A 14,055-nucleotide genomic window follows, 5' to 3' on the forward strand; every position below is an offset into this window, starting at 1 on the left:
GTCATCCGCGATAAGGACAAACAGACGCAAAACGTCGCCGACCTGAGCCGCGACGTCGAGCACGCCAACCAGACCCTTTCGCCAATCTTCGACAAGGAGAAAGAGCAGCGCCGCCTGCAGGAGGCGCAGAAGATAGGGAGTCAGGTTAGTGATATCGCGCGGACGCAGGGTGATATCAACGGGCTGAATGAGGCGAAGAAAACTCACCCTGGCATGTCCGCTGATGAGCTGCGCAAGACCGACGTCTACAAAGCAGAAATGAAGAAGTACGGCACCGGCAGCGCGTTGCAGCAGGGGATACAGGCGGCCACGGCGGCGATACAGGGGCTGGCGGGCGGAGACATGGCGAAAGCTATCGCGGGCGGCAGTGCGCCGTATCTGGCTGAAGTGATCCATAAGATGACCACCGACCCGGTGACCGGCAATGTCGACCGCACGGCAAACCTGATGGCGCACGCGGTAGTCAACGCGGCGCTGGCCGCGGCGCAGGGCAACAACGCGGCGGCAGGTGCTGCAGGCGCAGTCAGCGGCGAAATGGTTGGGATGATCGCGCAGCAGATGTATGGTAAAAAAGCCGACGAGCTGAGCGAAACGGAGAAACAGACCGTATCGACCCTGGCGACCTTGGCGGCGGGACTAGCAGGCGGCTTGACGGGCGATAGCTCAGCGGATGCCGTGGCGGGGGCGCAAGCAGGGAAGAAGCGTTTGAGAATAATAACCTTGCTGTCATCCGTACCGGAGCAGCGGCTTGTGCGGAAATACCTGCGTGTAGTAAAGCTGTCATTGATATTGGGCTCGGTGCTCTGGTCGGTGTTGGTGTCGCCACATCGGCGATGGAAGATCTCTCAGGGGCGCAGAAAACCAATGTTATGCTGGCAGCGATGTCGGGCGATCAGAATCTTATCGACAATCTGTCACCGAGCGAGCGTGCAGCTTATGAGGAATGGAAGGGAAATCAAGGCCTGATCACAGTCTTCCCAACCGTAGAAAAAGATCCAACTGGTGGTAAGCTTGAAAATCCGATCCCAGACCAGAATAAGGGAACATCGCTGGTTACGCCGGATCAGAGTGGCGGGCAGGGCGCGAGTAATACGGGTAATAGCGACGGTGCGCCGGATGTAGGCGGGAATACCACGAATACGCCGATTGCGGAAATAGATATTCATTCAAACCTCTCCAAAAAGGGGAGGAATAACCCAGTGGCTTCCCCGCCAATTAATTCACTATCTCAATTTTTATCAACCTTGAATCTCCGCGCCCGTGATCATCCACGGCCCTTATTCGATATTGGCCGTTATTCTCTGGCCGCCACTGCAGAGCGGTTTTGCTGGCGCTGCTGCCGAGATAAATATCATCCACAAACCAATATATCGTTTTGCTATCCGCGTCCGTGGTGGCGTTGAAGACAATCGCATCGCGCCCTTGCTGCGACTGGCGCAGGGTGTAAGTGGTGTTACGCAGTGGAGAAGTGATTCGCGGCGGCGAGCCGCTGACCGTATTGGTGTCACTCTTGCAGCGGCTATTATTCGGCGGCGTGCGTTTGGGTAAACCGGCCTGCGCGAAAACGTTGGCCAGATCTGACGGCCAGAACTCAAACACCTCGGTGCGCGTCTGCTCTGGGTCATAAGGCGGGCAGGCGACTTCCCCAGTTTGAATATCCAGCACTACCGGGCGATAAATAGTATCGACTTTAATCGGCGATTTGCCCGGAATAAACCAGGTTTTGCCCTGCTGCTGGCACCACGGCGTCGGCAGGTCGCCGCTGGCGAGGCAGATATCCACCCGTTTTAGCTGTTTCGGCCACGGATGTTTTGGCTCGCGTAGGGTCGGGTAGTTGGCTTGAACGCTGTCGATAATATTGAAGAAAAGAGGTGCTGCAGCATCCGCGCCGATGAAGGCTCCGTTACCTTTACTGTCGAAATTCCCTTCCCAGACCACCAGCACGTAGGGGCCGAAAATCCCCGCTGTCCACGCGTCACGAAATCCCCATGAGGTGCCGGTTTTCCAATATACCGGCAGAGAGGTCGGCCTTTGCGCCAGCGTGTCGCCCGGCCTGCGGTGCTGGCGCAGAATATCCAGCGTAATAAAACTGGCTTCATTGCTCAGCAGGCGAATCGGGGCAGGGGAGGCGTCCTGCTTTTGCAGTCGCAGCGGTTTGAGTTCCCCACGGTTAGCCAGCAGCGCGTAAAGCCGCGCCAGCTCTTGCACCGTGACTTCGCCGCCGCCGAGCACCAACGACAAACCATAGTGGCTTTCACTCGCCATATTAGCGACGCCGGACAGCCGCAGAAACTGATACAGCGTCGGGTTTTTGAGCTGGGAGGCGATGTACACCGCCGGAATATTACGGCTGAAGTTTAAGGCGTCGGTGGCGGTAACCGGACCGAGAAAGCGTCGGTCGAAGTTCTCCGGCGCATAAGCCCCGAAGGAGGAGGGCACGTCTTTGAGAATGGTCATCGGGTGCAGCACGCCCTGCTCCAGCCCCAGCGCGTAGATAAAGGGTTTGAGGGTCGAGCCGGGCGAGCGTTTGGCCTTGGTGCCGTTAACCTGCCCCTGAATATCCCGATTGTAGTAGTCGGCGGAGCCAACCAGCGCCCGCACGCCCATATCGCGCGTATCGACCAGCAGCGCGGCGGCGTTGTGGATCCCACGGCTGGCGTTGCGGGTGATGAAGGCGTCCACCTGCCGCTCGACCAACTTTTGCAGCCCGGCGTCCAGCTCGGTATCAACCCGGCTTTGAGTACCTTGCAGTGGCGGATGCTCTTGACGAATCTGCTCGATGAAGTGCGGCGCGATATAAGGCATCTGCTCCGGCTGGCGCAGGCTTAGCGGAAGTTGAAACAGCGCGCTCTGGCTGCTGTCAGTGTCATAACGCCGCTGCCAGCGGGCAAACAGGCGATTGCGCGCCTGATTCAGCGCCTCGCCGAGCACGCCGGTTTTGGTGTCAATGCGATAACTCGGCGACTGCGGCAAAACCGCCAGCGTCAGGGCTTCCGGCAGGTTAAGATCGCCCGGCGACTTGTTGAAGTAAATCAGGCTGGCCGCGCCAATGCTCTCAATGTTCCGCCCATAAGGCGCGTAGTTGAGATAAGCCTCGAGAATGTCGTGTTTGGAATAACTCAGCTCGAGCTGCACCGCGCGAACAATTTGCCAAAGCTTGCCGGAAGGAGTGCGGGTATTGAGATGCCAGCGCATGCGCGCCAACTGCATGGTCAGCGTCGAGCCGCCTTGCTGCTTGCCGCCAAGAATATAACTACGCCAGAAGCCGCGCAGCAGGCTGGCGGGGTTAAATCCGGGGTGAAAGTAGAACCAGCGATCTTCATGCAATTGAATGCCCTGAATCACGCGTGGGGAAATCTGCTCCAGCGGCGTCCAGGTGCGATAACGTTCGTCATTGGCGAGGGTGATGCGCAGCAGGGTGCCGTGGCGGTCGTAGTAAGTGCTGGAAAAGGGCAAGCCGTACGACAGCGGCGGATGCGGCCACAGGCGGAAGCCGACGAAGAAGATAGCCAGCAAAAAAACGGCCATAAGGCCGTTTTGTAGGAGACGTTTTAGGCTAAAAGTCTGAGTCATGCGTTACTTTTTAGCATCCGCCGGAACCACCACGATATTCCCTGAACCTACCGACAGCGCCTGAACTTCGCGGTCGTACATGGCTTCGCCGAAGGCGGGAGGAATGACGAAGCTGCCGGTATTGGTCGATTTAATCTGATAGACGAACTCCTGCACCTCGGTGCTGGCGCTGCCATAGATAATCACCCGGTCGTCGCGCACGTCGCTGTAGTCCGGCTGCCAGGTTGAACCGTCGGCAGCGATTGGCGAACGCCAAACGTTATCGGCCTGCGCCTCGCCGTCGCCGTTCTCGCCTTCGTTTTCCGGCTCTGGCGCAGCCTGCTGCACCACTTCAAAGCCGCCCGGCAGCAAATCGACAATCGCCAGATTACTTTGACCTTCCTTCGCATTGGCGCGGATCTTCAGATGGACATTGATCTTCTCGCCCAAAGTGACCTGAGTCACCGGCTTGCCGTGCTCGTCGGTGTAGTCACGGGTGATTTCCAGCCCGCGAGAGATGGCTTTCTGCGGCGCGCCCACGTCGTAGCCCGACTGCGTCACCACGTACCAGGCCGGTGCGTCGTTCTGGTTGCTGAACTCAATCGAGCGCGCCGAGGCGTTAAAATCACCTTTGGCGAACAGCCCTTGCAGGGTTGAAATCACCTCTGGCTGCGCCTGCTTCTCTTTACTGATAGCGCTGATGCTCAGGCCATCGGCGCTCGACTGCTGGGCGATTTGGCTTGAGTAGCTGTCCAGCGCCAAGATGCTCATGGCGGAGGAGTAAGTGGTGTAACGCTCCTCTTTCAGCGCTTTCACCATATTCTCCAGCACCTGCGGCGGAATCGACGCGGCCTTTTCCGGGAAGTGGCGGGTGATCAGGTACAGGCGAGTGGCATCCTGCACCAGTGGGTCGAAGTAGTTCTGCGACCACCAGGCGCTGTTATACGCCTTGCCCAGCTCATTCCAGCTTGGCTGCAACAGCTTATTGGCTTCGTCATCCATTTTCAGCAGACGGTAAGAAGAAGCTAAATAGAGCGCGCTCAGGTCAGTTTGCCAGCTGGTGGCGTAACGTTTTTGCAGACTGTCCTGTACCGATGCCAGCGAGTTGGTAGTGACTTCACCTTGCAGCGTCAGCAGGTAAACCGCAAAGGCGCGCAGGCGCAGATGGTACAAATCCTCATAGCCGCTGGCGGCCTGCTCGCGCAGGGCGCTATTGGCCTCTTCCAGCATGCCGGCAGGGATGGCGTAGCCGGACGATTTTGCCAGCAGCATATACTGCACGACATATGGCGTGATAAACGGATCGGCGACCGGCGAGGCCTGCCACAGACCAATCGCGCCGCTGTCGTTCTGCCGCGAACGCAGGGTGCGCAGCATGTTGTTCAACTGGCTGTTCACCTCGGCCTGACTCAGTTTGCCCTTGAGCTGCGGGTACTTGCTTTGCAGCACCAATGGGATCGAACGACTGACAATCTGCTCAGAGCAGTAATAAGGATAATCCGCCAGATACTGCGCCAGCCCGCTGGTCAGCACCAACGGCGAGTTCGACACTACCGCCTCGCGCTGGGCATAGGCATCGAACATGCTGCGCAGATTGTCGACACTCTGGGTTTTGCCACGCATGCGGCCCATCACCGACTGGGTGCGGAACGGCATCGCCGGACGCACGGAGGTGCTGATGGTGCGGCGGCTGCTCTTGTCGGCGTAATGAGCGTCGAAGACCAGCGGCGCATCCCCCAGCTCGGCCTTGGCGCGCAGGCGGAAGGTCAGATTGCCTTCGCGCTTGGCGGCCAGCGACAGCGACTGCTGGGCATTGCCCACCACCTCGAGCTGCGGCGGCGGGGTCAGCTTAACGGCGATATCCACCGGCTGGTCGCTCGCGCCTTCAAGGTTATTGCTCACGCCAACGCTGACGTCAAACTCATCCCCCGGTGCCGCCATAGAAGGCACATTTGGCGTCATGATGAAGTTATCGCGCACCGTGGCGTTGGTCTGCGCCGTGCCGATTTTGTCCGGGGTGACGGAAATCGCCATCACGCGGATTTTGCCGTTAAAGTAGTCCGGCACCGGGTAGTCAAAGCGTGCCTGACCATTGACCGGCACGATGCCAGACCAGTAGGCCACCGGTTTATCGCGTTTGCGTTTGAACGGGTTGAGGTGCAGATCCAGCCCTTCACCGGCGTCACCGCCCGGCGCGGAGGTCAGCGACATAATTTTGCTGAACTCCGGCAGGATCAGGTCGAGGATCTGCGCGCTGTCGACGCTCAGCTCGCGCTTGCGGAAGAAGAACTCCAGCGGGTCTTTCAGCTTGTAGCGCGCGACCTGCAAAATCCCTTCATCCACGGCGAACACCACCACGTTTTGCGGCGAGTCGGTATTGACGGTGATCGGCAGTTTCTCTCCCGGTTTAATCACCTCCGGCGTGCTAAGTTGTAACCCGGCTTTGCGCGCGCTGGTGCTGATTTTGAATGGCATCACGCCGTAGCTCAGCGGGCTCATGAAGATCTCATCGGAATTCACATCGCGCACGAACTGCACGTTGATGTAGCCATTCCCCTCCATGCCTGCTGGCACGCGAATCTTCTGTACTGAACTGGTGGTGGAGCTTTTAAACCACTGCCAGCTATAGACTTTATCTTTTTCGATGGTGATTAGGCCACTGCCGGTGTAAGGCGCGTTGATGGCGATTTCAATCTCTTCGCCCGGCTGGTATTCGGCCTGATTAAGTTTCAGTTTTAGCTCTGCGTTGCGGTCCAAAGAGCGGCTGAGGTTGGCATTGCCCGCCACGCTGTAAGAAACGCGGTTAAGCACCTGACCCTGCGCGGTTTTCACCACCAGCACGAAGTCGCCCGGCTGCTGGGTTGGCAGGCGGAAATCGCTGCCTTCGGCGGCAATCGCCAGCGGCTGCTCTGAGAGCTGCACTTCGCGCATTTTCGACTGATATTTATAGACGCCCGAATCCTGCTTGGTCAGTACTGACACGGTTTTTTGCTCAATCAGCGACAGGCTGAGGTTCGGCAGGGCAATCTTTTCCAGCGACGGATTAATCGCAATCAGATTGAGATGGCGCTCGGCGTCCTTATTGATGTAACCCAAGTCGCCGTCAGCCTTCACGCCCACCAGATAATCATAAGGCGACACCAGCACGCGGGCGGTGGCGGCCACCGAGCGACCACTGCCGGCGGTGAAAGCTTCGGACAGCAGTTGCAGCTGATAGGTAGCATCAGCATAGGCTTTGAGATCCAGCGGGATCGCGGCCTTACCCTCGAGATCGGTGGTTTGCTCCTGCAACTCGGTGTCGAAACCGTCGTTGTTGGTGCGATTCTCGTAGAACAGGTAGTCCGGATATTGGTCAAAGCTCGGATACATTGGGCGCAGAGTCAGTTTGGAGGTCACACGGCGGTTCTGCGCCGGGGTGCCAAACAGGTTTTGCACATCAATATTGGCTTGCAGCTCAGACGGCTTGACCCAGCCCTGTTTGCGGTCCGGCGTCAATTGCAGTTTGACCTTCAGCTGGTCCGGCTCGAACTCTTTGACGTTGACCGCCACGTGGCCGAGTAGGGTGGTGGCGTCGTTATTTTTGCCAATCAGGTAGAGATAGACATTCCACTCGCCGGTTGGCGAACTTTCGCTGGTGGTATAGCTCAGCTCGTTGAAGCCGCTGGCGGTGAGTTTGAGCGGCTGAGTGCTCATCAGCGTGTCGCGCGGGTCGCGGATTTCGGCGCGAACCGGCACGCCCGCCAGACTGTTGCCCCACTGGGCGGTTCGAGTGATCAGGCCAATGTTGAAGGTGTCGCCGGGGCGATACACGCCACGGTCAGAGAACAGATAGCTGCTCAGCGTGCGCGGGTCAGACGGCGTTTGCTCGCCGCTGACGTCAAAGCGTGACAGGTCTAAACCGCGATCGTTGTAATCGCTGGTCGGCAGGAAGGAGACGTCTCCCTGCTTTTCAACCAAAAACATCACCGGCTGGCGCTCATTTTTATAGACGTCGAGTGCTGGGAAGCGCGCGTGACCTTCTGCGTCAGTGGTTTGGGTGAGCAGCGCCACGCCGTTCTTACCAATGACCGACACCTTGGCGTCGCTGACCGGCAGGCCGGATTGCACTGACTGCACAAACACGTCGCGGGTTTTGTCCTGCGAGCGTTTGCTGATGATGCCCAAATCAGTGATCACCACGAAGCGGGAGTCGCCGACCTGCGCGTCGCTACTCTCGCCGTCTTCGCTGTACTCTTCTTCCGGCTGGCCTTCTTCTGGCTGCTCGGCCTTTTTCGCCGGGTCCCACGGGGTGAGGGTCAGCAAGAACACGCCGCGACGGGCGTTCGGGTTGTCTGACAGATAGCGCGACAGGTCGATGCCTTGATAGCTCACTTCGCCCGGCTTCTGGTTGTCCACCGCGTGGGTGTATTCAAAGTGCTCGGTAAAGTATTCATCGCCCAGACGGTTGAACTCCGCCGAGGAGTATTGGCTGCTTTTGAAGGAGACGATGTGCTGCAACTGGCTTGGAATAACCCGTTTGATATCCAGCTTGAGGCCCGGCACGTTGCGGGCCGCCACGCTGATTTGCTTCTCGCCGTTCATCGACAGCAGCGAGCCTTGCGACATAAAACTCAGCGAGGTCGGGTAGTCCGGCACCGCCACCACGCGATACTGCTTCTCCGGCATCTTGTAGCCGCCGAATGAGGTCAGCGCGTTATTGATTTCCACCAGCAAGTAGCGATGGGCCGGGGCGTCAAAAGTGAAGCTGAACTGCGGCTGATACTCCTGCTCGGCGTCGTTTAACGCCAGCTTGACCGGCGCAGATTGACTGATGATGCCGGTATCGATGTCGGACATCGACCACGGGTAGATAGCGTCCTGGTCATCATCGCCGTATTTCGGGTTCTTTTGCGGCAGCAGCCAGGCTTTGACCGCGGCACCGATCTCTTTGTCTTTAACGCCATCGCTGAGGGCGACCACCAGCGCGCGGCTGCCTTGGTTGTCGTCGGAGTTCACCACGGTGGCGGCCACGTCGGCCACGCTGAGGCTATACAGGCTCGGCACAGTAACCCAGTCGTCCTTCTTGCCCGCCGTCGGCTGCGAGGCCACGCTGGCCTTCACGCCGCTATCAATGGCGACGTGCACCGATCCGCCGTGCTCTAAGGCTTTCAACGGTTCGGAGTGGACCCAGGCATTGAGCTTTTTCTCGTCATACGCCAGTGAGAAGTTGAGCTTTTTCTCCGGCGCCCCTTTGCCTTCGATCAAACCCAATGAGATACGTTTTTCGAAACTCGCCACGTCCACCGGCGCGTTGAACTGCACGTGGAAAATCGCGCTGCGCTTCTGGGCATCTTGCGGATCTTGGTAGTACTCGGCCTGACCTAGCTGATAGTCGAATGAGGGCGCGTTGGCGCTGTACTCGGTCTGTTTAATTTTGATTCGTGGCGCCAGCAACTTGTCGGCGTCGAGCTTGATTTTATACGCCGAACCCATAGGCAGCGCGGCTTTCGGGGTGAAGACCAGCGTTGCGGCATTGCGCCATACCCATTGGCCTTCAACGGCTGGCGACAGGCTTACGCCTTGCTCGACGGCTTTCCCCACCAATGTGATAGGCGCAGCGGCATGGCTGAAATAGAGAATGATCTCCTGCGGCGGACGGTTCTGCGCGTTGTAGTTCACCAACTCCGGCTCGGCGACGCGCACCGTGGTTTGTTGATAAACCATCGGCGCAGGTTCAATGGGCTGAGGGCGATTGAGCCAGGCGTGATAACCGTAAAAACCTCCGACAGCCAGCAACACCAGCAGCAAAAGTCCGGCGGCGACTGATTTTGGATGGCTATCCACCCCCTTTTCCGTGGCGAGAAAACCTTTCTTCACGCCCGCAACCCATGCAGGGGAGCGCCACTGAATATTGCCAATCAGCGGGCGCAGCACCAGCCCCACCAGCCAAACAATTTTGGCCAATAGCCAGCAAACACCTTTAAGTAAAGTGAAGGGCAGACGGAGTAAAAACCGTAATAAATCCATTATTTGAACCTTTTTTCCACAAGCCAAGGATCGGTATCACTGCGCGCGGCGAAAGGCCAAGGCGATTAAAAAGCTCAGGCTATCGGGCTGGCAGGAGGGTTCACCACATTTGTAAGGAATGGTAAGTAAAAGCAAGAGAAATAGCGAATAAAACCATCGTTATTTAACAGCTCAATAACGAACAATTTTCCTCTTCTCTGCTGCGCCTCGACGGCGACAAAGACAGCGTGTGCGGCACGGCGACCTTCAAAAAAGACGTGTCGCTCTATGCAGAAGTAGATTATCGCAAAAAGATTAACAGCAACGGCGCCAAGGTCTGGGGGCTATACCGGCGGGGGGCGCTGGACGTTCTAACCATGACTGATTAAGTCCATAATATCGGTCACAATTCTGTCATGAATATCTGCTTTGACAGGCCAGCGATGCTAAGGTTAGGTGGTTGTTTATTCGCCACCTCACTTTAGGTCGCGGTATTTATTTTAAAATGTCAAAGAGGCTTATTTATGAAACTTTTACCCCTTCTCGCGGTATTACCCTTGCTGTGCGCGTCAGCTGCCTCAGCCAACTCTTTAATGTCCGTAGGTTATTTCAACGGCGGCGGTGACGTCACTGCCGGGCCGGGGGGCGACATCGATAAACTCGACGTTCGCCTGATAACCCATCTCAACTACTCATTTGGTTTGGTTTACAACAATGAGGCGGGCGAAACCAACGCCGCGCTGAAAGACCCTGCCAAGTTGCACCAGATTTGGCTGTCACCCAAAGTTGAAGCCGATCTGGCAAAAATCCCCGCCTTGCGTAAGCAGAACCCGAACCTGAAAGTGCTGCTTTCCGTCGGCGGCTGGGGCGCGCGCGGTTTCTCCTCCGCTGCGGCTACCCCGGAAACACGCAAAATCTTCATTGATTCCGCAGAACAGATCGTAAAAAAATATGGCCTTGATGGCATCGACCTCGACTGGGAATATCCGGTCAACGGCGCGTGGGGGCTGGTGGACAGCACGCCTGCCGACAAGGATAACTTCACTGCCATTTTGAAAGAGCTGCGTGAAAGATTCGGCAAAGAGAAGCTGGTGACCATCGCCGTCGCCGCCAGCGCGGAAAGCCCGAAAAGCTGGATCGACGTCAAAGCCATTGCCCCGTCGCTGGATTACATCAACCTGATGACCTACGACATGGCCTACGGCACGCAGTACTTCAACTCCAACCTGTATGACTCCAAAGAGTGGCCAACCGTCGCGGCGGCAGATAAATACAGCGCAGATTTCGTGGTGAATAATTACCTCGCGGCGGGGTTGAAGGCCAGCCAGATGAACCTCGGCATAGGTTTCTACGGGCGTGTACCAAAACGCACCATGGAGCCGGGAATTGACTGGACCAAGCCAGATGCGCAGAAAAATCCGGTTACCCAGCCATCGTTTAGCCCGACCGAGGTCGCCTTGTTCAAGTCGCTGGGATATGACCTGACCAAAGATACCTATGTGAAGTACAACGACATCGTCAGCAAACTGCTCAACGACCCGCAAAAACGCTTCACCCAGCACTGGGATGATGAGGCGAAAGTGCCGTGGTTGTCGATCAAGTCTGCCAAGGGCGATCCGCTGTTTGCTATCTCTTACGAGAACCCGCGCTCGGTGGCTATCAAAGGGGAATACATCAAAAGCAAAGGGTTGGCCGGGGCCATGTTCTGGGAGTTTGGTGCTGATGATAACAACCAGTTAGCCAGAACGCTGGCCGACACGCTGGGGGTTAAACACTAAGATAGATATGCTTTAAGTCATCAATGTAATCAGCCACTTACTGGGTAAGTGGCTTTTTTGTGGCTTACGCAAAGGTCAGAATAGTGAATCAAGATAGGTCATGAATTCGCTGAGTTTTACTGACATCCCGCCGACGTTAAACAGCAGCGCAATCCACAGCAGTAACAGTAAAAATACTAAAATCTCTAAAAACCGGTAAAACACGCGCTTCCCTCGCTCATTGTTTATATCTCAGCCCAAGTCCTCACCAATCGCCATCCGATGCCCGTCCGGCGTCGCAATGGTGAACTCACGCATGCCGTGCGGCATGTCGGCAATAGGGTGCAAAATAATCGCGCCCGAGGCGGTAAATTCTTCATAAAGGGCAGTCGCATCATCAACATGCCAATAACCAAAGTAACTATGGTCGCCTAACGCCGAAGGCGCAATCGCATCCGGGCAATCTCCCAGCATAATTCGCACTTCCCCCCGTACCGCCAACTGCCAGCCACCACCCTCCGGCCAAGCAAGTTTAAATCCCAACGCATCCCGAAAATAAGCCGAAGTTTTGGCGAGATTAGGGACAGCAAGGACGTAGGAGAAGGGGGTTAGGTTGGGCATGTTGGGATTTCCTTATGGGGGAGCTGGTGTTTGGTAAGGAATACTCTTTAATTATTAGCGCAATACATTACGCACAGCCTTGTTAAAATCAAGCAGTGATAAAAATCAGAGATTTATAGCATCGTTAGAAAGGATAGTTTTAGCTAACCACCAGCATCCCCTGAGGATATTCGAGGTGTTGCCCTATAACGACTTAGTGATTATTTAATCAATCTAAGTTGGCTCAATTTTTTCTCATATAACGAAATGCTTTGTAGCCCAACTTCATAGGCGTAAAAATGTAGAAGATAGGGGCAACGATTAACATTGTTATCGAATATGAAATGATAGCAATGTTAGTGCTGTACATAATCGTGTATATCCAAACGGCCGCCAAAATCAGGACAAGTACCATAGAGGCAATAAACCTGATGTAAAGCTCTCTCAATAATGCTGGATAAGTTGACCCACTGTTCCCAAGTTGCTGCCTTAACGCTGACATATGTTTGGCGTTGAAGCCACTCTGAGAGAGTTTCCTTTCAATTTCAAAAGCATTCATTTAATCACCACTGCCATCAATTTTTAAGAAGAGATATGTACTCATGCCTGGCCCTTTTTCTTTCCCTGAGAAGGGTAATCTGATTAAATAAACTTAATGATACGTATAATGAAATCAAGGCACAGTCATGGACTACTGGAAACCAAACCGATTCAAGGATTACTATCTTACTATGGCTCATGCTGAATCAAATCAGCTGCTTAGCAATGCTAATCACCTTTCTCACCTATACCTTAAAGACGGATTTAATAGGTTACAGTTCCAAGATGATGTTAAAGCTTTCGTTAACGCTCAGCTTAACATCATCCGTTCTGACTCAACTGATGATCAATGTCAGGAATGCATCCAAAATCTTAAAAAAGAAAATGAGTACCTTACGATTCAGGACAGAATGCTCAGAGCAGGAACAGCTACGGTTCGTGCTTCGGTACAGTTGGTCAAGAATGGAGATTTTTGGGGCTATGTGATCAATGGTGTTGGGGTCGTGCTAAGCGGTATGCAGGTAATAGCCGGTGTAACAGTGATTGGTGCTTCCCTAGCGTCAGGGACAATCATAGGTTCTGCCTTTGGGGGAATGTTGGTTCTGCATGGACTCAACGGTTTTCAGGAATCTGTTGAGAACCTGGTGTATGGCAAAACTGATAGTGTGGGATTACTCAAACAGAGTTATGTAGCGACAGCTGATTTTTTAGGGTTCGATCAGAGGGTTGGGCAGTTAGCATACAGTTCAATGGACCTGGCACTGTCTCTCTACGGAATCGTGCGTCTGGTACAAAAACCTGAGGCCTGGCGTCTCTACTATTTTCTTAATACCGACTATGTTCGCGGTATTAAGGAAATGAGCAGAAAAGAGCTATTCATTGAAGTCTATAATGACGCTTCAGCCATAAAGTCAATCTCTGACACTTACAAAGAGTGACCATGCTTTTTCATGAACCTGTAAGCTTTAAATGCAGGTTTCAAAGGTATGAATATATATAAAATGATGAAACCTGCTACAATAGTGATCGAATACGAAACAAGGTTTTCATGTGTACCACTGCGAATGGTATAAATCAGTCCTGCAAGAAGGATTGCTATTAATATCATTGCAACTATGAATCTTTTCTTTAACTGTGAAAGAAGCCAAGGATAAGGATAACCGTCTTTCTCAGCATGCTGACGTATTACAGAGACTTCTTTTTGTGTAAACCCCTCTTTTACAAGCATTTCTTCGATTTGCATTTTATTCATAATAAGCGTCATTCATTTGTCTTACGATAGTTTGATTATAACTCATTACCTAACTTTTATACAAACCTGACAGGCCGGTGAAAGGCTCAGTATCTTTTATTTTTTAGAGATTGTTCTCTGTCGATAACACTTGCGCATAAAATGTTTGCTTTGAGATTCCGATGAAAACTCAGCTTGTTAATTATTGGTTTCAATTAAGATGATACTTTTCAGTTTCTATCATTATTCATAAATTTGAATTCAGCTATTATTTGCTTCTCGCCCATGAGTGGTAACGTTATATCAGTATTCACTTTTCACTAGTATGTACCTTTTGCCGCTGATTCTTTACAGTAAACCACTTCAGTCTTTCATTTTGACGGGCTTCGC

The 14,055-nt window shown here is 54.2% G+C and carries 8 protein-coding genes; 3 read left to right on the forward strand and 5 right to left on the reverse strand.

The features are described from left to right. Nucleotides 1-966: VENN motif pre-toxin domain-containing protein (locus tag SBO83_RS17405; RefSeq protein ID WP_396132372.1), on the forward strand; the 966-nt coding region annotated here is incomplete at its 5' end. A 249-nt stretch (nucleotides 967-1,215) separates the two neighbouring features. Here SBO83_RS17405 and pbpC read toward each other — a convergent pair. Beyond that, complete coding sequence (gene pbpC, locus SBO83_RS17410; protein WP_396132373.1) at nucleotides 1,216-3,573, reverse strand: penicillin-binding protein 1C; 2,358 nt, start codon at nucleotides 3,571-3,573, stop codon at nucleotides 1,216-1,218. Between the two features lie 3 nt (nucleotides 3,574-3,576). Next, nucleotides 3,577-9,558: an alpha-2-macroglobulin gene (locus SBO83_RS17415; protein ID WP_396132374.1), complete on the reverse strand. Its 5,982-nt coding sequence runs from the start codon at nucleotides 9,556-9,558 to the stop codon at nucleotides 3,577-3,579. A 503-nt stretch (nucleotides 9,559-10,061) separates the two neighbouring features. Between SBO83_RS17415 and SBO83_RS17420 the strand changes: the two genes are divergently transcribed. Beyond that, nucleotides 10,062-11,315 (forward strand): glycosyl hydrolase family 18 protein, encoded by a 1,254-nt coding sequence (locus SBO83_RS17420; protein WP_396132375.1) that lies wholly within the window; start codon nucleotides 10,062-10,064, stop codon nucleotides 11,313-11,315. Nucleotides 11,316-11,390: 75 nt separating this feature from the next. Here SBO83_RS17420 and SBO83_RS17425 read toward each other — a convergent pair whose 3' ends face one another. Continuing rightward, complete coding sequence (locus SBO83_RS17425) at nucleotides 11,391-11,519, reverse strand: hypothetical protein (RefSeq protein ID WP_396132376.1); 129 nt, start codon at nucleotides 11,517-11,519, stop codon at nucleotides 11,391-11,393. 27 nt (nucleotides 11,520-11,546) lie between these two features. Beyond that, nucleotides 11,547-11,915, reverse strand: a complete 369-nt coding sequence (locus SBO83_RS17430) for a VOC family protein (protein ID WP_396132377.1) — start codon at nucleotides 11,913-11,915, stop codon at nucleotides 11,547-11,549. Nucleotides 11,916-12,580: 665 nt separating this feature from the next. On the opposite strand from SBO83_RS17430, the gene SBO83_RS17435 reads away from it, so the two are divergent. Continuing rightward, nucleotides 12,581-13,372 (forward strand): DUF4225 domain-containing protein, encoded by a 792-nt coding sequence (locus tag SBO83_RS17435; RefSeq protein ID WP_396132378.1) that lies wholly within the window; start codon nucleotides 12,581-12,583, stop codon nucleotides 13,370-13,372. Here SBO83_RS17435 and SBO83_RS17440 read toward each other — a convergent pair. Then, complete coding sequence (locus tag SBO83_RS17440; protein WP_396132379.1) at nucleotides 13,360-13,686, reverse strand: hypothetical protein; 327 nt, start codon at nucleotides 13,684-13,686, stop codon at nucleotides 13,360-13,362. The genes SBO83_RS17435 and SBO83_RS17440 overlap by 13 nt on opposite strands. Nucleotides 13,687-14,055: the final 369 nt, after the last annotated feature.

It is taken from the genome of Ewingella allii, assembly GCF_044430645.1.
Taxonomy (GTDB): Bacteria; Pseudomonadota; Gammaproteobacteria; order Enterobacterales; family Enterobacteriaceae; genus Ewingella; species Ewingella allii.

Excerpts from the sequence above, each read along its gene's own strand:
- pbpC (WP_396132373.1), bottom strand. The coding sequence starts at position 3,573 with ATGACTCAGACTTTTAGCCTAAAACGTCTCCTACAAAACGGCCTTATG.
- SBO83_RS17415 (WP_396132374.1), bottom strand. The coding sequence starts at position 9,558 with ATGGATTTATTACGGTTTTTACTCCGTCTGCCCTTCACTTTACTTAAA.
- SBO83_RS17420 (WP_396132375.1), top strand. The coding sequence starts at position 10,062 with ATGAAACTTTTACCCCTTCTCGCGGTATTACCCTTGCTGTGCGCGTCA.
- SBO83_RS17430 (WP_396132377.1), bottom strand. The coding sequence starts at position 11,915 with ATGCCCAACCTAACCCCCTTCTCCTACGTCCTTGCTGTCCCTAATCTC.
- SBO83_RS17435 (WP_396132378.1), top strand. The coding sequence starts at position 12,581 with ATGGACTACTGGAAACCAAACCGATTCAAGGATTACTATCTTACTATG.
- SBO83_RS17440 (WP_396132379.1), bottom strand. The coding sequence starts at position 13,686 with ATGAATAAAATGCAAATCGAAGAAATGCTTGTAAAAGAGGGGTTTACA.